The sequence below is a fragment of the Escherichia sp. R1 genome, assembly GCF_003000935.1.
GTDB classification, from domain to species: Bacteria; Pseudomonadota; Gammaproteobacteria; order Enterobacterales; family Enterobacteriaceae; genus Escherichia; species Escherichia coli.
Genome location: NZ_PSRU01000010.1, coordinates 54277 through 74855, shown reverse-complemented (window position 1 = coordinate 74855; position 20579 = coordinate 54277). Strand labels below are relative to the sequence as shown.

Here is a 20579-nt window from a genome sequence, read left to right as displayed (position 1 = left end):
ACTGACCTGGACTTGCCCTCTCGTTTGTTAGCTTAACTATAAGCCACTCTTTGTAGGTTTTCATCGCATTATTACGAAAAATTACAATTAGGAAGGAAGCGGGACAGGACTCACTTTTTCATACTAGCACCAACCCGCAGCAGGTAAAAGCAGTTTGCTCGAACTGTTCATAACATTTCAGAATTATCGCCAGAAGAAATTGGTGACACTAATACCAGGATTGCTCTGAATATGACGTAATAACCGAGGAATGAATAAAGAATTACCGCAAATAATTAAGAATAGCCTCTAAATGGTTATGGATTATTAAATCTATTAGCACTACTTAATATAAATTAACTAACAATCAGTATTTTTTATGAATTTTATACGTGGTTAATACTGGTTTTCGTATGAGATCCTGAGTTGGTGGTTCAATACATCCTTAATGTTCGTAGGTTATGCATAAAAAAGGCCGCTTGCGCGGCCTTAGTGATTACACGTTGTATCAATGATGATCGACAGTATGGCTGTGCTCGATATCTTCATTCTTGCGGCTAAAGCGGCGGCGAACCACCACAAAGAATACCGGAACGAAGAAGATTGCCAGTACCGTTGCGGTCACCATCCCGCCCATTACACCGGTACCTACTGCGTTCTGCGCGCCGGAACCAGCACCAGTACTGATAACCAGCGGCATAACGCCGAGGATAAACGCCAACGAGGTCATCAGGATTGGGCGTAAACGCATCCGCACCGCATCAAGCGTCGCTTCAATCAGACCTTTACCTTCTTTATCCATCAAGTCTTTGGCGAATTCGACGATAAGTATCGCGTTCTTCGCCGACAAACCAATGGTTGTGAGCAGGCCTACCTGGAAGTAAACGTCATTGGTCAGGCCACGGAAGGTGGCAGCCAGCAACGCACCGATAACCCCCAGCGGAACGACCAGCATAACGGAGAACGGAATCGACCAGCTCTCGTACAGCGCAGCCAGACACAGGAACACGACAATCAACGAAATCGCGTACAGTGAAGGTGCCTGGTTGCCGGAGAGACGTTCCTGATAGGACATTCCCGTCCAGTCATAGCCAACACCGGTAGGCAGTTTGCTCGCCAGTTGTTCCATCAGCTCCATTGCTTCACCGGTACTTTTACCCGGTGCCGCCTGGCCTAAGATTTCCATAGATGGCAGGCCGTTGTAACGTTCCAGACGCGGCGAACCGTACTCCCAACGAGAAGAGGAGAACGCCGAGAACGGCACCATCTGACCATCAGCAGCACGAACATACCAGTCGCCGATATCATCCGGCAGCATACGGTATTTCGCTTCTGACATGACGTAAACTTTCTTCACACGACCGCGGTCGATAAAGTCATTCACATAGCTACCGCCCCATGCAGCGCCCAGAGTGGTGTTAATGTCGTTGATAGAAACACCCAGCGCCTGCGCTTTTTCCTGGTCGATATCAATCTTAAACTGCGGGGTATCTTCCAGACCGTTTGGACGTACGCTGGTCAACATATCAGGGTGCTTCGCTGCTTCTGCAAGCAACTGGTTACGCGCCTGAGTCAGTTTTTCGTGACCAAGGCCAGCCTGGTCAATCAGCTCAAAGTCAAAGCCGGTTGCGGTACCCAGTTCCACGATTGCGGGCAGGTTAAAGGCGAAAACCATCGCATCTTTGATTTGCGAGAAAGCACGTGTTGCACGCATGGTAATCGCTTCAACTTTGTTTTCTTCGCCCGGACGATCGGCCCAGTCCTTCAAGGAAACGAACGCAATACCGGTATTCTGACCACGTCCCGCAAAGCCGAAGCCGTTAACGGCGAACACCGACTCAACGTTGTTCTTTTCTTTGGTCAGATAGTAATTCGTTACCTCATTGAGCACTTTCTGCGTACGTTCCTGCGTTGCACCTGCTGGCAGCTGAACCATGGTCATAAATACGCCCTGGTCCTCATCTGGCAAGAAGGAGCTTGGCAGACGCACGAACAGATAGGCCATACCGACCACGATGATCAGATACAGCACCAGGTAACGCCCCGTACTGCGCAGAATACCGCCTACGCTGTCGGTGTAGTGGTGCGTGCTCTTCTCGAACATGCGGTTAAACCAGCCGAAGAAGCCTTTTTTACCTTCCCCGTGATCGCCTTTGGCAATCGGTTTCAGCATGGTGGCACAAAGAGCCGGAGTCAGGATCAACGCCACCAGTACCGACAGCGCCATTGCTGAAACAATGGTAATAGAGAACTGACGATAGATAGCACCAGTAGAACCGCCAAAGAAGGCCATCGGTACGAATACCGCCGACAGTACCATCGCGATACCGACCAGAGCGCCCTGAATCTGCCCCATCGACTTACGGGTGGCTTCTTTTGGCGGCAAACCTTCTTCCGCCATCACACGCTCAACGTTTTCTACCACAACGATGGCGTCATCCACCAACAGGCCGATGGCGAGCACCATCCCGAACATTGTTAGCGTGTTTATCGAGAAGCCAAAGGCGGCAAGGACGGCAAAGGTCCCGAGCAATACCACCGGTACGGCAATGGTCGGAATCAACGTCGCGCGGAAGTTCTGCAAGAACAGATACATTACCAGGAACACGAGGATGATCGCTTCGACCAGCGTTTTAACCACTTCGTGAATAGAGATTTTCACGAACGGTGTGGTGTCATACGGGTAAACAATTTTCAGACCCGACGGGAAGAACGGTTCCATCTTCGCCAGTTCAGCACGGATTGCCGCAGCGGTATCCAGCGCGTTCGCACCGGTCGCCAGCTTGATCCCCAGACCGGAAGCCGGTTGGCCGTTAAACTCTGCGATGATGTCGTAGTTCTCACCACCCAGCTCAATTTTCGCCACATCACGCAGTAGCACGCGGGAACCATCCTGATTCACTTTCAGCAGGATTTTGCCGAACTCTTCAGTAGAGGTCAGACGCGTCTGAGCAATAATAGAGGCGTTAAGCTGTTGGCCTTTCACCGGCGGCGTACCACCGAGCTGACCAGCTGCAACCTGGGCGTTCTGTGCTTTGATGGCGGTAATGACATCAACCGGCGTTAGCTGGAATTTGTTCAGTTCATTCGGGTTCATCCAGATACGCATCGCGTACTGTGAACCGAACAACTGAACGTCACCCACGCCCGACGTACGGCTGATGGCATCTTTCATATTCGCCGCCACGTAGTCGGAGATATCCTCCTGCGTCATGGTGCCATCGGTGTTGATAACGCCGACAACCATCAGGAAGCTGCTGGATGATTTCTCAACGCTCACCCCTTGCTGCTGTACTTCTTGCGGCAGCAACGGCATCGCCAGCTGCAGTTTGTTCTGCACCTGAACCTGCGCGATATCCGCATCAGTACCAGACTCAAAGGTCAGGGTGATCTGCACGGTACCCGTGGAGTCACTGTTAGAGGACATGTACATCAGGTTATCGATACCGTTCATATTCTGTTCGATAACCTGTGTCACCGTGTCCTGCACTGTTTTCGCATCAGCGCCAGGGTAGGAGGCGGAGATCGTTACTGCCGGCGGTGCAATCGTAGGATATTGCGCCACCGGCAGTTTGAGGATCGCCAGCCCCCCTGCCAACATGATGATAATGGCGATCACCCACGCAAAAATCGGGCGATCGATAAAGAAATTAGGCATGTCTTAACGGCTCCTGTTTAAGTTAAGACTTGGACTGTTCAGGCTGAGCACCGCTTGCGGCTTGCTGGTTATTATCAGCGGTAACTTCTTGTGCTTTTACCTGGACACCAGGACGCACTTTCTGCAGCCCACTTATTACTACGCGATCGCCTGCTTTCAGACCTTCTGTCACCAGCCACTTATCGCCGATAGCCTGGCTTGCAACGATCGGACGGGTTTCCACTTTGTCATCCGCGCCAACCACCAGTACGGTGGCATCGCCACGCGGCGTACGGGTTACGCCCTGTTGCGGGACTAAAATAGCGTTTGGATTAAGCCCTTCTTCCAGACGTGCACGCACGAACATACCCGGCAGCAGAGTGTGATCCGGGTTCGGGAAGATAGCGCGTAGGGTGATAGACCCAGTGGTCTGATCAACGGTAACGTCAGAGAATTCCAGCGTACCGTCCTGCGGGAACTTAATGCCGTCACTGGTGATCAGCGACACTTTGGCTTTGCCGTTCTCTTGTTTCAGCGTGCCATTCGCCAGTTCCTGTTTCAGGCGCAGGAAGTCGTTGCTGGACTGGGTCACATCAACGTAGATCGGATCAAGTTGCTGCACGGTTGCCAGCGCAGTCGCCTGACCGTTCTGTACCAATGCGCCTTCCGTCACGTTTGACTTACCAATGCGACCACTAATCGGAGAGGTGACTTTGGTGTAAGCCAGATTGATTCGCGAAGTTTCAACGGCAGCTTTCGCCGCAGTTACCGCAGCATTCGCCTGTTGCGCATCAGCCAGAGCCTGATCGTACTCTTGCTTACTGATGTACTGAGTACCGAGCAATTTCTGATAACGATTCACCGTCAATTGCGCGATATTGGCTGCAGCCTGGGCTTTCGCCAGATCACCTTTCGCACTGTCGTATGCCGCCTGATAGGTCGCAGGATCAATCTGATAGAGAGAGACACCTGCTTCGATGTCGCTACCTTCTTTGAAATTACGCTTCAGGATAATCCCGCTAACTTGAGGACGAACTTCTGCGATCCGGTAGGCACTGGTGCGACCCGGAAGCTCGGTTGTGATCTGCAGAGGTTCAGTTTTGACTGTTACTACGCCAACGGCGGGCATCTGCTGGCCACCTTGTTGGGCCTGTTTGTCGTCACATCCTGTTAGGGCTAAGCTGCCTGAGAGCATCAGAACGACCGCCAGAGGCGTAAACCCTCTGTTTTTGTTCATATGTAAACCTCGAGTGTCCGATTTCAAATTGGTCAATGGTCAAAAGTTAATAAACCCATTGCTGCGTTTATATTATCGTCGTGCTATGGTACATACATTCACAAATGTATGTAAATCTAACGCCTGTAAATTCACGAACATATGGCACGAAAAACCAAACAAGAAGCGCAAGAAACGCGCCAACACATCCTCGATGTGGCTCTACGTCTTTTCTCACAGCAGGGGGTATCATCCACCTCGCTGGGTGAGATTGCAAAAGCAGCTGGCGTTACGCGCGGTGCAATCTACTGGCATTTTAAAGACAAGTCGGATTTGTTCAGTGAGATCTGGGAACTGTCAGAATCCAATATTGGTGAACTCGAGCTTGAGTATCAGGCAAAATTCCCTGGCGATCCACTCTCAGTATTAAGAGAGATATTAATTCATGTTCTTGAGTCCACGGTGACAGAAGAACGGCGTCGATTATTGATGGAGATTATATTCCACAAATGCGAATTTGTCGGCGAAATGGCTGTTGTGCAACAGGCACAACGTAATCTCTGTCTGGAAAGTTATGACCGTATAGAACAAACGTTAAAACATTGTATTGAAGCGAAAATGTTGCCTGCGGATTTAATGACGCGTCGCGCAGCAATTATTATGCGCGGCTATATTTCCGGCCTGATGGAAAACTGGCTCTTTGCCCCGCAATCTTTTGATCTTAAAAAAGAAGCCCGCGATTACGTCGCCATCTTACTGGAGATGTATCTCCTGTGCCCCACGCTTCGTAACCCTGCCACTAACGAATAACCCTGAATCTGACTCCAGGAATTTTCCTGGACATTTTCGTCGTTGCTATTCTGGTTCACTGCGTCGTGATATTCTTGCGGTTTGACTTTTTCAGGTCGTTCTTCAGGTTCAGAAACCTTCATTCATCATGACTATGTTCCAGTATTACAAACGATCACGGCATTTTGTTTTTTCAGCATTTATTGCTTTTGTTTTTGTCTTGTTATGCCAGAACACGGCGTTTGCACGGGCGTCATCGAATGGTGATTTACCGACAAAAGCGGACCTGCAGGCACAACTTGACTCACTGAATAAACAAAAAGATCTTTCTGCTCAGGACAAACTGGTGCAGCAGGATCTGACAGATACATTAGCCACCCTCGATAAAATCGATCGCGTAAAAGAAGAGACAGTTCAGCTACGGCAAAAAGTCGCTGAAGCGCCGGAAAAAATGCGCCAGGCGACCGCGGCGTTAACAGCACTTAGTGATGTCGATAACGACGAAGAAACGCGCAAAATTCTGAGCACGCTTTCGTTGCGCCAGCTGGAAACTCGCGTTGCCCAGGCGCTGGACGATTTGCAAAACGCACAAAACGATCTGGCGTCTTATAACAGCCAACTGGTTTCGCTACAGACGCAGCCCGAACGCGTACAAAATGCGATGTATAACGCTTCGCAGCAGCTGCAACAAATTCGCAGTCGTCTGGATGGGACTGATGTCGGCGAGACTGCCTTACGTCCCAGCCAGAAAGTGTTAATGCAGGTCCAGCAGGCTTTGCTGAATGCCGAGATTGACCAGCAGCGTAAAAGCCTGGAAGGGAACACTGTCTTGCAGGATACCTTGCAAAAGCAGCGTGATTACGTGACGGCGAACAGCGCCCGTCTGGAGCACCAGTTACAACTGTTGCAAGAAGCGGTAAACAGCAAGCGCCTGACTTTAACCGAAAAAACGGCGCAGGAAGCTGTCTCCCCGGATGAAGCCGCGCGTATTCAGGCTAATCCGCTGGTGAAGCAGGAACTGGAAATTAACCAGCAGTTAAGTCAGCGTCTGATTACCGCGACTCAAAACGGTAATCAGTTGATGCAGCAAAACATTAAAGTCAAAAACTGGCTGGAGCGTGCGCTGCAATCGGAACGTAATATTAAGGAGCAGATTGCCGTTCTGAAGGGCAGTCTGCTGTTGTCACGTATCCTGTACCAGCAACAACAAACACTCCCCTCGGCAGATGAACTGGAAAACATGACCAACCGCATCGCGGATTTGCGTCTCGAACAGTTTGAAGTCAACCAGCAGCGTGACGCGCTGTTCCAGAGCGATGCGTTCGTCAGCAAACTGGAAGAAGGTCACACCAACGAAGTCAACAGCGAAGTTCACGATGCATTATTGCAAGTAGTTGATATGCGTCGCGAATTGCTGGATCAGCTTAACAAACAGTTGGGTAACCAGTTGATGATGGCCATTAACCTGCAAATCAACCAGCAGCAGTTAATGAGTGTGTCGAAAAACCTGAAATCCATCCTGACGCAGCAAATTTTTTGGGTGAACAGTAACCGCCCGATGGACTGGGACTGGATTAAAGCGTTCCCGCAAACGCTGAAAGATGAATTTAAGTCGATGAAAATCACGGTGAACTGGGAAAAAGCCTGGCCCGCCGTATTCATCGCCTTCCTCGCTGGTTTGCCGCTGCTGTTGATTGCCGGGCTGATCCACTGGCGTCTGGGCTGGCTGAAAGCGTATCAACAAAAACTGGCTTCCGCTGTGGGTTCCCTGCGTAACGACAGCCAGCTCAACACACCAAAAGCGATCCTTATCGACCTGATCCGCGCACTGCCGGTGTGCCTGATTATTCTCGCTGTCGGCCTGATTCTGCTGACTATGCAGCTCAATATCAGCGAGTTATTGTGGTCGTTCAGCAAAAAACTGGCGATTTTCTGGCTGGTATTTGGCCTGTGCTGGAAAGTGCTGGAGAAAAATGGTGTTGCCGTGCGTCACTTTGGTATGCCGGAACAGCAGACCAGCCACTGGCGTCGGCAAATTGTCCGCATCAGCCTCGCGTTGCTGCCGATCCATTTCTGGTCTGTGGTGGCAGAACTCTCCCCGCTGCATCTGATGGATGATGTGCTGGGGCAGGCGATGATTTTCTTCAACCTGCTGCTGATTGCCTTCCTGGTGTGGCCGATGTGCCGCGAAAGCTGGCGTGATAAAGAGTCGCACACCATGCGACTGGTCACCATTACCGTGCTGTCGATTATCCCGATTGCGTTGATGGTGCTGACCGCCACGGGTTACTTCTACACCACGCTGCGCCTCTCCGGGCGTTGGATTGAAACCGTTTATTTGGTGATCATCTGGAACCTGCTGTACCAGACGGTATTGCGCGGCTTAAGCGTAGCGGCGCGGCGTATCGCCTGGCGTCGTGCACTGGCGCGTCGGCAGAATCTGGTGAAAGAGGGCGCAGAAGGTGCCGAACCGCCGGAAGAACCCACCATTGCGCTGGAGCAGGTTAACCAGCAGACGCTGCGTATTACCATGTTGCTGATGTTTGCGCTGTTCGGTGTCATGTTCTGGGCAATTTGGTCTGATTTGATCACCGTGTTCAGCTATCTCGACAGCATTACGCTCTGGCATTACAACGGTACTGAAGCTGGTGCTGCGGTGGTGAAAAACGTCACCATGGGCAGTCTGTTGTTTGCGATTATCGCCTCAATGGTGGCCTGGGCGTTGATTCGCAACCTGCCTGGTTTACTGGAAGTGCTGGTGCTCTCGCGACTGAATATGCGCCAGGGGGCATCGTATGCCATCACCACTATCCTTAACTACATCATCATTGCCGTTGGTGCGATGACGGTGTTCGGATCGCTGGGCGTCTCGTGGGATAAACTCCAGTGGCTGGCGGCAGCATTATCCGTAGGTCTTGGTTTTGGTTTACAAGAGATCTTCGGTAACTTCGTTTCCGGTTTGATCATTCTGTTCGAACGTCCGGTGCGCATAGGCGACACGGTAACCATTGGTAGCTTCTCGGGTACGGTCAGCAAGATCCGTATTCGTGCGACAACGATTACCGATTTCGATCGCAAAGAAGTGATTATCCCGAACAAAGCGTTTGTTACCGAGCGTCTGATCAACTGGTCGTTGACTGACACGACTACGCGTCTGGTGATCCGTCTCGGCGTAGCTTATGGCTCCGATCTGGAAAAAGTGCGTAAAGTGTTGCTGAAGGCGGCGACTGAGCACCCAAGGGTGATGCACGAACCAATGCCGGAAGTCTTCTTTACGGCATTTGGTGCCAGCACGTTGGATCATGAGCTGCGTCTGTATGTGCGTGAACTGCGTGACCGTAGCCGTACTGTCGATGAGCTGAACCGTACTATCGATCAGTTGTGCCGTGAAAACGACATCAACATTGCCTTTAACCAGCTTGAAGTGCATCTGCACAACGAGAAGGGCGATGAGGTGACGGAAGTCAAACGCGACTACAAAGGCGACGATCCGACACCAGCGGTTGGGTAATAACCAAAGGGGGCGACATTTAGTTGCCCCGAGATTACTAACAAAGTGCGCGTTGTTCATGCCGGATGCGGCGTGACCGCCTTATCCGGCCTACGAAACCGCAAGAATTCAATATATTGCAGGAGCGGTGTAGGCCTGATAAGCGTAGCGCATCAGGCAGTTTTGCGTTTGCCCACAATCTTAGGGGACATTTAGCGGCCCCATTTATTTCTCACTTTTCCGCCTCATCATCGCGCGTTAATTTCTTTTCATAATCGCGTTTTACAATATCCAGCGCGCGCAGCACGGTGCGGGCTGGGATCTGATTTTCTTCCAGCAGCACAATCAAATCGACGGCCAGTTTGACATCGTCAGGGGCATTTTCCAGTGACATACTCTCTCCATTGCTAGCGGGTTAAACGCGCTAACCTGTTTTCGATTTTTTCCAGCGCATGGCGGCAGCGTGCCAGGCGCGCTTCATAGGCTTCCACTTCACGATGCAGCGTCTGCTGTTCCACGAGATCGGTCGCTCGTGCCAGACGGGCTCTACGTTCGGCAACCATCTCACGTAGCCGCCGCTCAAAATCCTGATGCTGAATACGTTTACGCTGCCAGCGGGCAATTTTCGGTGGTGCGCTATCCCACTCGCGTAGCGACCAGGCTGTGGCTTCACGCGCTATAGCCTCCAGTTGCGCCGCCAGATGTTCTGCCAGCCAGGCGACTTGCGGCAGCTGTTGCTGCTCAACCGCATGACGAAGCGCAGCCAGGTTATCGCCCGCCTCATCGAGACAAGCCTGTAGTGTTGTCGCACGGGTCTGAAAAAGGTGCCTGTCAAAACGGGCACTTAGCGTGGCAAATTGCGCTACCGGGGCACAACGCTGACGCAGCGTGGCGAGCTGTCCTTCCAGTTTTTCCAGCAGCAGGGCGGTTTTCACGATAAGACCTCAATGAAAATGATAATTGTTATGCTAAAGTAGCCACTCTGTAAGCTGACAACACTCAATATGCAACGAATCATTTTAATCATCATTGGCTGGCTGGCGGTAGTGCTGGGTACGCTGGGCGTGGTATTACCGGTATTACCGACGACGCCGTTTATTCTGCTGGCGGCCTGGTGCTTTGCCCGTTCTTCCCCGCGCTTTCACGCCTGGTTGCTGTACCGCTCATGGTTTGGCAGCTATCTACGTTTCTGGCAGAAACATCATGCGATGCCGCGCGGCGCAAAACCACGGGCGATTTTGCTTATTTTGATTACGTTTACGATTTCGCTGTGGTTCGTCCAGATGCCGTGGGTGCGCATCATGTTGCTGGTAATTCTCGCCTGTTTGCTTTTTTATATGTGGCGAATTCCGGTGATTGATGAAAAGCAAGAAAAGCACTGAAGCACAACAATCGCAGTTGCAATTATTGCGTACAGCCAGTACATTCTGGCGTTTTCGAGCACAGGCGCAGGCGGTCAAAGGTTAAACAACTGTTACTTTTGATACGTTTAAAACGCGCCGTGAGTACCACCGTAACAAGCAGGCATACACTTATGACCGCGACTGCACAGCAGCTTGAGTATCTCAAAAATAGCATCAAAAGCATTCAGGACTACCCAAAACCCGGCATTCTTTTCCGCGATGTCACCAGCTTACTGGAAGACCCGAAAGCTTACGCTCTCAGCATCGACTTGCTGGTTGAGCGTTACAAAAATGCGGGCATTACCAAAGTGGTCGGCACCGAAGCGCGTGGCTTCTTGTTTGGCGCTCCGGTAGCTCTGGGTCTGGGCGTTGGCTTTGTACCGGTCCGTAAACCGGGCAAACTGCCGCGTGAAACCATCAGTGAAACTTACGACCTGGAATACGGCACCGATCAGCTGGAAATCCACGTTGATGCCATCAAACCGGGCGACAAAGTTCTGGTGGTGGACGATCTGCTGGCAACCGGCGGCACTATCGAAGCGACCGTTAAACTGATCCGTCGTCTGGGTGGTGAAGTAGCTGACGCTGCGTTCATTATCAACCTGTTCGATCTCGGCGGCGAACAGCGTCTCGAAAAACAGGGCATTACCAGCTACAGCCTTGTCCCGTTCCCGGGCCATTAATTATCGTCAGTCTTGCGCTGCTCACGCTACGGGCAGCACAAGATGTGCATTCAGCCTCGCCGTTCTGACGGGGCTGTGTTAGCATTACCCCTTCGTGAATCCACCTTCCAGCGTTTCAGAGCCTGCCAATGAGTTATCAGGTCTTAGCCCGAAAATGGCGCCCACAAACCTTTGCTGACGTCGTCGGCCAGGAACATGTGCTGACCGCACTGGCGAACGGCTTGTCGTTAGGGCGTATTCATCATGCTTATCTTTTTTCCGGCACCCGTGGCGTCGGAAAAACCTCTATCGCCCGACTGTTGGCGAAGGGGCTAAACTGCGAAACCGGCATTACCGCGACGCCGTGCGGCGTGTGCGATAACTGTCGTGAAATCGAGCAGGGGCGCTTTGTCGATCTGATTGAAATCGACGCCGCCTCGCGCACTAAAGTCGAAGATACCCGCGACCTGCTGGATAACGTTCAGTACGCTCCGGCGCGTGGTCGTTTCAAAGTTTATCTCATCGACGAAGTGCATATGCTGTCGCGTCACAGCTTTAACGCACTGTTAAAAACCCTTGAAGAGCCGCCAGAGCACGTTAAGTTTTTGCTGGCGACGACCGATCCGCAGAAATTGCCGGTGACGATTTTGTCACGCTGTCTGCAATTTCATCTCAAGGCGCTGGATGTCGAGCAAATTCGCCATCAGCTTGAGCACATCCTCAACGAAGAACATATCGCTCACGAGCCGCGGGCGCTGCAATTGTTGGCACGCGCCGCTGAAGGCAGCCTGCGAGATGCCTTAAGTCTGACCGACCAGGCGATTGCCAGCGGTGACGGCCAGGTTTCAACCCAGGCCGTCAGTGCGATGCTGGGTACGCTTGACGACGATCAGGCGTTATCGCTGGTTGAAGCGATGGTCGAGGCCAACGGCGAGCGCGTAATGGCGCTAATTAATGAAGCTGCTGCCCGTGGTATCGAGTGGGAAGCGTTGCTGGTGGAAATGCTCGGTCTGTTGCATCGTATTGCGATGGTACAACTTTCGCCTGCTGCTCTTGGCAACGACATGGCCGCCATTGAGCTGCGGATGCGTGAACTGGCGCGCACCATACCGCCGACGGATATTCAGCTTTACTATCAGACGCTGTTGATTGGTCGCAAAGAATTACCGTATGCGCCAGACCGCCGTATGGGTGTTGAGATGACGCTGCTGCGCGCGCTGGCGTTCCATCCGCGTATGCCTCTGCCTGAGCCAGAAGTGCCACGCCAGTCCTTTGCGCCCGTTGCGCCAACGGCAGTAATGACGCCAACCCAGGTGCCGCCACAACCGCAATCAGCGCCGCAGCAGGCACCGACTGTACCGCTCCCGGAAACCACCAGCCAGGTGCTGGCGGCGCGCCAGCAGTTGCAGCGCGTGCAGGGAGCAACCAAAGCAAAAAAGAGTGAACCGGCAGCCGCTACCCGCGCGCGGCCGGTGAATAACGCTGCGCTGGAAAGACTGGCTTCGGTCACCGATCGCGTTCAGGCGCGCCCGGTGCCATCGGCGCTGGAAAAAGCGCCAGCCAAAAAAGAAGCGTATCGCTGGAAGGCGACCACTCCAGTGATGCAGCAAAAAGAAGTGGTCGCCACGCCGAAGGCGCTGAAAAAAGCGCTGGAACATGAAAAAACGCCGGAACTGGCGGCGAAGCTGGCGGCAGAAGCCATTGAGCGCGACCCGTGGGCGGCTCAGGTGAGTCAACTTTCGCTACCAAAACTGGTCGAACAGGTGGCGTTAAATGCCTGGAAAGAGGAGAGCGACAACGCAGTATGTCTGCATTTGCGCTCCTCTCAGCGGCATTTGAACAACCGCGGCGCACAGCAAAAACTGGCTGAAGCGTTGAGCACGTTAAAAGGTTCAACGGTTGAACTGACTATCGTTGAAGATGATAATCCCGCGGTGCGTACGCCGCTGGAATGGCGTCAGGCGATATACGAAGAAAAACTTGCGCAGGCGCGCGAGTCCATTATTGCGGATAATAATATTCAGACCCTGCGTCGATTCTTCGATGCGGAGCTGGATGAAGAAAGTATCCGCCCCATTTGATCGTAAGCACAGCTTACGTTCGTCATCCTTAACGTGATTGAGAGAGAAACCTATGTTTGGTAAAGGCGGTCTGGGTAACCTGATGAAGCAAGCCCAGCAGATGCAAGAAAAAATGCAGAAAATGCAGGAAGAGATCGCGCAGCTGGAAGTCACCGGCGAATCTGGCGCAGGTCTGGTAAAAGTGACCATCAACGGTGCACACAACTGCCGTCGCGTAGAGATCGACCCGAGCCTGCTGGAAGACGACAAAGAGATGCTGGAAGACCTGGTGGCTGCAGCATTCAACGACGCAGCACGTCGTATTGAAGAAACGCAGAAAGAAAAAATGGCCTCTGTATCCTCCGGAATGCAGCTGCCGCCTGGCTTTAAGATGCCGTTCTGATGCAAACCAGCCCGCTGTTAACACAGCTTATGGAAGCACTGCGCTGTCTGCCGGGCGTTGGCCCGAAGTCGGCGCAGCGTATGGCGTTCACGCTGCTTCAGCGCGATCGTAGCGGCGGGATGCGTCTGGCGCAGGCGCTCACCCGGGCGATGTCGGAAATCGGTCACTGCGCCGATTGCCGCACCTTCACCGAACAGGAAGTCTGTAACATCTGTTCGAATCCGCGTCGTCAGGAAAACGGTCAAATCTGCGTGGTGGAGAGTCCGGCGGACATCTACGCCATTGAGCAGACGGGGCAGTTTTCAGGCCGTTATTTTGTGTTGATGGGGCACCTGTCACCGCTGGACGGCATCGGTCCTGATGATATCGGGCTTGATCGTCTGGAACAGCGTCTGGCAGAGGAAAAAATCACTGAAGTGATCCTCGCCACCAACCCCACGGTTGAAGGTGAAGCTACCGCTAACTACATTGCCGAGCTTTGTGCGCAATATGACGTGGAAGCCAGCCGAATCGCTCATGGCGTACCGGTTGGCGGCGAACTGGAAATGGTCGATGGCACCACGCTGTCACACTCCCTTGCCGGGCGTCATAAGATTCGTTTTTAAGCAAACGAGAGCAGGATCACCTGCTCTCGCTTGAAATTATTCTCCCTTGTCCCCATCTCTCCCTCATCCTGTTTTTAACCTTAAAATGGCATTATTGAGGTAGACCTACATGAAAGGACAAGAAACTCGTGGTTTTCAGTCAGAAGTGAAACAGCTTCTGCACCTGATGATCCATTCTCTCTATTCCAATAAAGAAATCTTCCTGCGTGAGCTTATCTCTAACGCCTCCGATGCGGCGGACAAGCTGCGTTTCCGCGCGCTTTCTAACCCGGACCTGTACGAAGGTGATGGTGAACTACGCGTTCGTGTCTCTTTCGATAAAGACAAGCGCACGCTGACCATCTCCGATAACGGCGTGGGGATGACCCGCGACGAAGTGATTGACCATCTGGGGACTATCGCTAAATCCGGCACCAAATCATTCCTCGAATCCCTGGGCTCTGACCAGGCGAAAGACAGCCAGCTGATCGGTCAGTTTGGTGTTGGTTTCTACTCTGCGTTTATCGTGGCTGACAAAGTGACCGTGCGTACTCGCGCGGCAGGCGAAAAACCAGAAAACGGCGTCTTCTGGGAATCGGCTGGCGAAGGTGAATACACCGTTGCCGACATCACTAAAGAAGATCGTGGTACTGAAATCACCCTGCATCTGCGTGAAGGCGAAGACGAGTTCCTCGATGACTGGCGTGTGCGTTCCATCATCAGCAAATATTCCGACCATATCGCGCTGCCGGTAGAGATCGAAAAACGCGAAGAGAAAGACGGCGAAACCATTATCTCCTGGGAGAAAATCAACAAAGCGCAGGCGCTGTGGACTCGTAACAAGTCGGAAATCACCGATGAAGAGTACAAAGAGTTCTACAAACACATCGCCCACGACTTTAACGATCCGCTGACCTGGAGCCACAACCGCGTTGAAGGTAAGCAGGAGTACACCAGCCTGCTGTACATTCCGTCCCAGGCTCCGTGGGATATGTGGAACCGCGATCATAAACACGGCCTGAAACTGTACGTCCAGCGTGTGTTCATCATGGACGACGCAGAACAGTTCATGCCGAACTATCTGCGCTTCGTGCGTGGTCTGATTGACTCCAGCGATCTGCCGCTGAACGTTTCCCGTGAAATCCTCCAGGACAGCACGGTAACGCGTAACCTGCGCAATGCGCTGACCAAGCGTGTGCTGCAAATGCTGGAAAAACTGGCGAAAGACGACGCGGAAAAATACCAGACCTTCTGGCAACAGTTTGGCCTGGTACTGAAAGAAGGTCCGGCGGAAGATTTCGCTAACCAGGAAGCGATCGCCAAATTGCTGCGTTTTGCTTCTACCCATACCGATTCTTCTGCGCAGACCGTATCTCTGGAAGACTACGTTTCCCGCATGAAAGAAGGGCAGGAGAAAATCTACTACATCACCGCAGACAGCTATGCGGCAGCGAAGAGCAGCCCGCACCTGGAACTGCTGCGTAAGAAAGGCATCGAAGTTCTGCTGCTTTCCGACCGCATCGATGAGTGGATGATGAACTATCTGACTGAGTTCGACGGTAAACCGTTCCAGTCGGTGTCTAAAGTTGACGAGTCGCTGGAAAAACTGGCTGACGAAGTTGATGAGAGCGCGAAAGAAGCGGAGAAAGCACTGACTCCGTTCATCGACCGTGTGAAAGCCCTGCTCGGCGAGCGCGTGAAAGATGTCCGTCTGACTCACCGTCTGACCGATACGCCAGCGATCGTTTCGACCGACGCGGACGAAATGAGCACTCAGATGGCGAAACTGTTCGCTGCGGCGGGCCAGAAAGTGCCAGAAGTGAAATACATCTTCGAACTGAACCCGGATCACGTACTGGTGAAACGTGCGGCGGATACTGAAGATGAAGCGAAGTTCAGCGAGTGGGTAGAACTGCTGCTGGATCAGGCGCTGCTGGCAGAACGCGGTACGCTGGAAGATCCGAACCTGTTTATTCGTCGTATGAACCAGCTGCTGGTTTCCTGATGTCATGCCGGATGACCTTCGTGTCATCCGGCATTTTTCTTTTCTTCATCTGCACTTTCCGCAAATTATCTTGCCATTAACCGTTTCAGCCTCAGGTGCCTTTCTTGAGGCAATCGCCTGTTGGTGGTATCGTTTATCGCTTTTTCAAAAAATTCGACACATTTTAAGGGGATTTTCGCAATGCGTATCATTCTGCTTGGCGCTCCGGGCGCGGGGAAAGGGACTCAGGCTCAGTTCATCATGGAGAAATATGGTATTCCGCAAATCTCCACTGGCGATATGCTGCGTGCTGCGGTCAAATCTGGCTCCGAGCTGGGTAAACAAGCAAAGGACATTATGGATGCTGGCAAACTGGTCACCGACGAACTGGTGATCGCGCTGGTTAAAGAGCGCATTGCTCAGGAAGACTGCCGCAACGGTTTCCTGTTGGACGGCTTCCCGCGTACCATTCCGCAGGCAGACGCGATGAAAGAAGCGGGCATCAATGTTGATTACGTTCTGGAATTCGACGTACCGGACGAACTGATTGTTGACCGTATCGTAGGCCGCCGCGTTCACGCGCCGTCTGGTCGTGTTTATCACGTTAAATTCAATCCGCCGAAAGTAGAAGGCAAAGACGACGTTACCGGTGAAGAGCTGACTACCCGTAAAGACGATCAGGAAGAGACCGTACGTAAACGTCTGGTTGAATACCATCAGATGACTGCACCGCTGATCGGCTACTACTCCAAAGAAGCGGAAGCGGGTAACACCAAATACGCGAAAGTTGACGGCACCAAGCCGGTGGCTGAAGTTCGCGCAGCTCTGGAAAAAATTCTCGGCTAATCAAGCCGCCGCAGATCTGCTCTCGGGCAGGTCTGCTCATCCTCCTCAGGCAATACCTCTTACAGCAATTAGTTCTTCTTCTTCACTTTTCCGCTACAATTATCAACAAGTTGAATCGATAAGAGGCGGTAATGCGTCAAACTAAAACCGGTATCCTGCTGGCAAACCTGGGTACGCCTGATGCCCCCACACCTGAAGCGGTAAAACGCTATCTGAAACAATTTTTAAGCGACAGACGCGTGGTTGATACCTCACGGTTGTTATGGTGGCCGTTGCTGCGCGGCGTGATTTTGCCGCTGCGTTCGCCGCGTGTGGCGAAGCTGTATGCCTCTGTCTGGATGGAAGGTGGCTCGCCGCTGATGGTTTACAGCCGCCAGCAACAGCAGGCGCTGGCGCAACGTTTACCGGAGACGCCCGTGGCGCTGGGAATGAGCTACGGCTCGCCATCACTGGAAAGCGCCGTAGATGAACTTCTGGCAGAGCATGTAGATCATATTGTGGTGCTGCCGCTTTATCCGCAATACTCCTGTTCAACGGTCGGTGCGGTATGGGATGAACTGGCACGCATTCTGGCGCGCAAACGTAGCATTCCGGGGATATCGTTTATTCGTGATTACGCCGATAACCACGATTATATTAATGCACTGGCGAACAGCGTACGTGCTTCTTTTGCCAAACATGGCGAACCGGATCTGCTGTTGCTCTCTTATCATGGCATTCCCCAGCGTTATGCAGATGAAGGCGATGATTACCCGCAACGTTGCCGCACAACAACTCGCGAACTCGCTTCCGCACTGGAGATGGCACCGGAAAAAGTGATGATGACCTTTCAGTCGCGCTTTGGTCGGGAACCCTGGCTGATGCCTTATACCGACGAAACGCTGAAAATGCTCGGAGAAAAAGGCGTGGGTCATATTCAGGTGATGTGCCCGGGCTTTGCTGCGGATTGTCTGGAGACGCTGGAAGAGATTGCCGAGCAAAACCGTGAAGTCTTCCTCGGCGCTGGCGGGAAAAAATACGAATATATTCCGGCGCTTAATGCCACGCCGGAGCATATCGAAATGATGGCTAATCTTGTTGCAGCCTATCGCTAAAGAATCGAGCACCGTCGCGTAGAGCATCGTCGGCGGTTTTCATCATCCGTGAATAATGCAAAAAGGCGTGCAGCATACCGGAGTAGAGTTTGAACTCACAAGGTTGCTGGTGTGCCGCTAACGTCTGGTAAAGCAGACGGCTGTCATCCAGCAGTGGATCGAACTCCGCCCCGGCAATAAAACAGGGCGGAACTTCGCGAGTGAGATCATTATTAAACAGGCAGTAATATGGCGACTCGCGGTCCGCGTCGTTGCTTAAATACGCCTCTTCATACATCTGCAAATCCTGTTGCGTTAAGCCATCCCAGACACCACCCAACAGACGACGAGTCACGGAATCCCGTAATCCGTAAAGCCCATACCACAGCAAAACGCCCGCAACTTTACCGCAATCGATCTGTTTATCGCGCAACCACAACGCACTGGCGAGCGCCAGCATGGCACCTGCGGAATCACCAGCAAAACCAATGCGGGACATATTGATTTGATAATCCTCCGCCTGCTGGTGGAAATAACAACAGGCAGCCACAATTTCCTCTATCGCTTGCGGAAAACGCGCTTCAGGTGAAAGGGTGTAATCAATGCCAATCACCGTACATTGGCTGTAGCTTGCCAGCAGGCGCATGATGCGATCGTGGGTATCGAGATTGCCGAGAATAAAACCGCCTCCATGCAAATAAAATAGCGTCGCCGGCCTATCTGGCTGCGGATAAAAGATACGTGTTTTCACCTGCCCATATTTTGTTGGAACCCTGTAAGCTCTGGTTGCCATTTCTGGAGCGCCCACATTCCAGAATCGGCGCTCAAGCGTGTAATACTGTCGTTGCTCAGCAATCGTTCCCGTTGCAGGCCAGGGCGGTAAATCCGGCTGAAGAGTATTCACAACGGTCTTCATTTCAGCAGAGATAAGGTCCAGAACGGGTAATTTGTTTTCCGGCTTCATGCAAAAACTCCTTTCAAATTACGTCATTGTAAGGAACCACTGCCATGAAAATGCGATCCCGCCTGCTGATATTGAAACTGGCTGCGTCTCGCGCGCTCCCGTCAGATTGTGTTAACATTCGCCGCTCAGTTAACCACCCGTAAAAACAACCATGAAATTTCCCGGTAAACGTAAATCCAAACATTACTTCCCCGTAAATGCACGCGATCCGCTGCTTCAGCAATTCCAGCCAGAAAACGAAACCAGCGCCGCCTGGGTAGTGGGTATCGATCAAACGCTGGTCGATATTGAAGCGAAAGTGGATGATGAATTCATTGAGCGTTATGGATTAAGCGCCGGGCATTCATTGGTGATTGAGGATGACGTTGCCGAAGCGCTTTATCAGGAACTAAAACAGAAAAACCTGATTACCCATCAGTTTGCGGGTGGCACCATTGGTAACACCATGCACAACTACTCGGTGCTCGCGGACGACCGTTCGGTGCTGCTGGGCGTCATGTGCAGCAATATTGAAATTGGCAGCTATGCCTATCGTTACCTGTGTAACACCTCCAGCCGTACCGATCTTAACTATCTACAAGGCGTGGATGGCCCAATTGGTCGTTGCTTTACGCTGATTGGCGAGTCCGGGGAACGTACCTTTGCTATCAGCCCCGGCCACATGAACCAGCTGCGGGCTGAAAGTATTCCGGAAGATGTGATTGCCGGAGCCTCGGCACTGGTTCTCACCTCTTATCTGGTGCGTTGCAAGCCGGGTGAACCCATGCCGGAAGCAACCATGAAAGCCATTGAGTACGCGAAGAAATATAACGTACCGGTGGTGCTGACGCTGGGCACCAAGTTTGTCATTGCCGAGAATCCGCAGTGGTGGCAGCAATTCCTCAAAGACCACGTCTCTATCCTTGCGATGAACGAAGATGAAGCCGAAGCGTTGACCGGAGAAAGCGATCCGTTGTTGGCATCTGACAAGGCGCTGGACTGGGTAGATCTGGTGCTGTGCACCGCCGGGCCAATCGGCTTGTATATGGCAGGCTTTACCGAAGACGAAGCGAAACGTAAAACCCAGCATCCGCTGCTGCCGGGTGCTATAGCGGAATTTAACCAGTATGAGTTTAGCCGCGCCATGCGCCACAAGGATTGCCAGAATCCGCTGCGTGTCTATTCGCACATTGCGCCGTACATGGGCGGGCCGGAAAAAATCATGAACACTAATGGAGCAGGGGATGGCGCACTGGCAGCGTTGCTGCATGACATTACCGCCAACAGCTACCACCGTAGCAACGTACCAAACTCCAGCAAACATAAATTCACCTGGTTAACTTATTCATCGTTAGCGCAGGTGTGTAAATATGCTAACCGTGTGAGCTATCAGGTACTGAACCAGCATTCACCTCGTTTAACGCGCGGCTTGCCGGAGCGTGAAGACAGCCTGGAAGAGTCTTACTGGGATCGTTAAGTTATCGTCGGTTCGTAGGCCAGATAAGGCGTT

The 20579-nt window shown here is 52.3% G+C and carries 16 protein-coding genes and 1 other annotated feature; of the genes, 11 read left to right on the top strand and 5 right to left on the bottom strand.

Annotated elements, in window-relative coordinates; genetic code table 11:
- Nucleotides 1-487 precede the first annotated feature (487 nt).
- Both acrB and acrA read right to left on the bottom strand, forming a co-directional pair.
- Nucleotides 488-3637: an efflux RND transporter permease AcrB gene (gene acrB / locus C4F37_RS13750; protein ID WP_001132480.1), complete on the bottom strand. Its 3150-nt coding sequence runs from the start codon at nucleotides 3635-3637 to the stop codon at nucleotides 488-490.
- Nucleotides 3638-3659: 22 nt separating this feature from the next.
- The gene (acrA, locus tag C4F37_RS13745) at nucleotides 3660-4853 is read right to left on the bottom strand and encodes a multidrug efflux RND transporter periplasmic adaptor subunit AcrA (RefSeq protein ID WP_001538394.1); all 1194 of its coding nucleotides are present in this window, start codon (nucleotides 4851-4853) and stop codon (nucleotides 3660-3662) included.
- 141 nt (nucleotides 4854-4994) lie between these two features.
- On the opposite strand from acrA, the gene acrR reads away from it, so the two are divergent.
- Entirely contained in the window at nucleotides 4995-5642 is a 648-nt protein-coding gene (gene acrR, locus C4F37_RS13740; protein ID WP_000101737.1) for a multidrug efflux transporter transcriptional repressor AcrR, read from the top strand.
- A gap of 127 nt (nucleotides 5643-5769) precedes the next feature.
- Nucleotides 5770-9132, top strand: a complete 3363-nt coding sequence (mscK, locus tag C4F37_RS13730; protein WP_001538396.1) for a mechanosensitive channel MscK — start codon at nucleotides 5770-5772, stop codon at nucleotides 9130-9132.
- Nucleotides 9133-9343: 211 nt separating this feature from the next.
- On the opposite strand, the gene rsmS is transcribed toward mscK, so the two are convergent.
- On the bottom strand, nucleotides 9344-9505 hold the full coding sequence (gene rsmS, locus C4F37_RS13725; protein WP_000051146.1) for a pleiotropic regulatory protein RsmS: 162 nt from the start codon (nucleotides 9503-9505) through the stop codon (nucleotides 9344-9346).
- A 13-nt stretch (nucleotides 9506-9518) separates the two neighbouring features.
- On the bottom strand, nucleotides 9519-10046 hold the full coding sequence (gene priC, locus C4F37_RS13720) for a primosomal replication protein N'' (protein WP_000844854.1): 528 nt from the start codon (nucleotides 10044-10046) through the stop codon (nucleotides 9519-9521).
- A gap of 69 nt (nucleotides 10047-10115) precedes the next feature.
- Here priC and C4F37_RS13715 point away from each other — a divergent pair, with 69 nt between their 5' ends.
- The 8 genes from C4F37_RS13715 to hemH all read left to right on the top strand — a co-directional run bounded on the left by C4F37_RS13715 (nucleotide 10116) and on the right by hemH (nucleotide 18147).
- Nucleotides 10116-10493, top strand: a complete 378-nt coding sequence (locus C4F37_RS13715) for a DUF454 family protein (RefSeq protein WP_001188900.1) — start codon at nucleotides 10116-10118, stop codon at nucleotides 10491-10493.
- A gap of 152 nt (nucleotides 10494-10645) precedes the next feature.
- Entirely contained in the window at nucleotides 10646-11197 is a 552-nt protein-coding gene (gene apt, locus C4F37_RS13705; RefSeq protein ID WP_000127356.1) for an adenine phosphoribosyltransferase, read from the top strand.
- Between the two features lie 128 nt (nucleotides 11198-11325).
- A complete protein-coding gene (gene dnaX / locus C4F37_RS13700; protein ID WP_000122015.1) occupies nucleotides 11326-13257 on the top strand; it encodes a DNA polymerase III subunit gamma/tau in 1932 nt (643 codons plus the stop codon).
- Nucleotides 12590-12654 (top strand) — a sequence feature (DnaX frameshifting element). It overlaps the preceding gene by 65 nt.
- A 52-nt stretch (nucleotides 13258-13309) precedes the next feature.
- Nucleotides 13310-13639: a YbaB/EbfC family nucleoid-associated protein gene (locus C4F37_RS13695; RefSeq protein ID WP_000467098.1), complete on the top strand. Its 330-nt coding sequence runs from the start codon at nucleotides 13310-13312 to the stop codon at nucleotides 13637-13639.
- Nucleotides 13639-14244, top strand: a complete 606-nt coding sequence (recR, locus tag C4F37_RS13690; protein ID WP_001195025.1) for a recombination mediator RecR — start codon at nucleotides 13639-13641, stop codon at nucleotides 14242-14244. Before C4F37_RS13695 ends, recR begins: the two co-directional genes overlap by 1 nt.
- A 109-nt stretch (nucleotides 14245-14353) precedes the next feature.
- Nucleotides 14354-16228, top strand: coding sequence for a molecular chaperone HtpG (gene htpG / locus C4F37_RS13685; RefSeq protein ID WP_000678189.1), 1875 nt, complete (start codon nucleotides 14354-14356; stop codon nucleotides 16226-16228).
- A 180-nt stretch (nucleotides 16229-16408) separates the two neighbouring features.
- Entirely contained in the window at nucleotides 16409-17053 is a 645-nt protein-coding gene (gene adk / locus C4F37_RS13675) for an adenylate kinase (RefSeq protein WP_001313630.1), read from the top strand.
- A 131-nt stretch (nucleotides 17054-17184) separates the two neighbouring features.
- The gene (hemH, locus tag C4F37_RS13670; RefSeq protein ID WP_001250114.1) at nucleotides 17185-18147 is read left to right on the top strand and encodes a ferrochelatase; all 963 of its coding nucleotides are present in this window, start codon (nucleotides 17185-17187) and stop codon (nucleotides 18145-18147) included.
- On the opposite strand, the gene aes is transcribed toward hemH, so the two are convergent.
- Nucleotides 18122-19090, bottom strand: coding sequence for an acetyl esterase (gene aes / locus C4F37_RS13665; RefSeq protein ID WP_000801820.1), 969 nt, complete (start codon nucleotides 19088-19090; stop codon nucleotides 18122-18124). The genes hemH and aes overlap by 26 nt on opposite strands.
- A 151-nt stretch (nucleotides 19091-19241) precedes the next feature.
- Between aes and gsk the strand changes: the two genes are divergently transcribed.
- Nucleotides 19242-20546 (top strand): inosine/guanosine kinase, encoded by a 1305-nt coding sequence (gsk, locus tag C4F37_RS13660; protein WP_000671574.1) that lies wholly within the window; start codon nucleotides 19242-19244, stop codon nucleotides 20544-20546.
- Nucleotides 20547-20579: the final 33 nt, after the last annotated feature.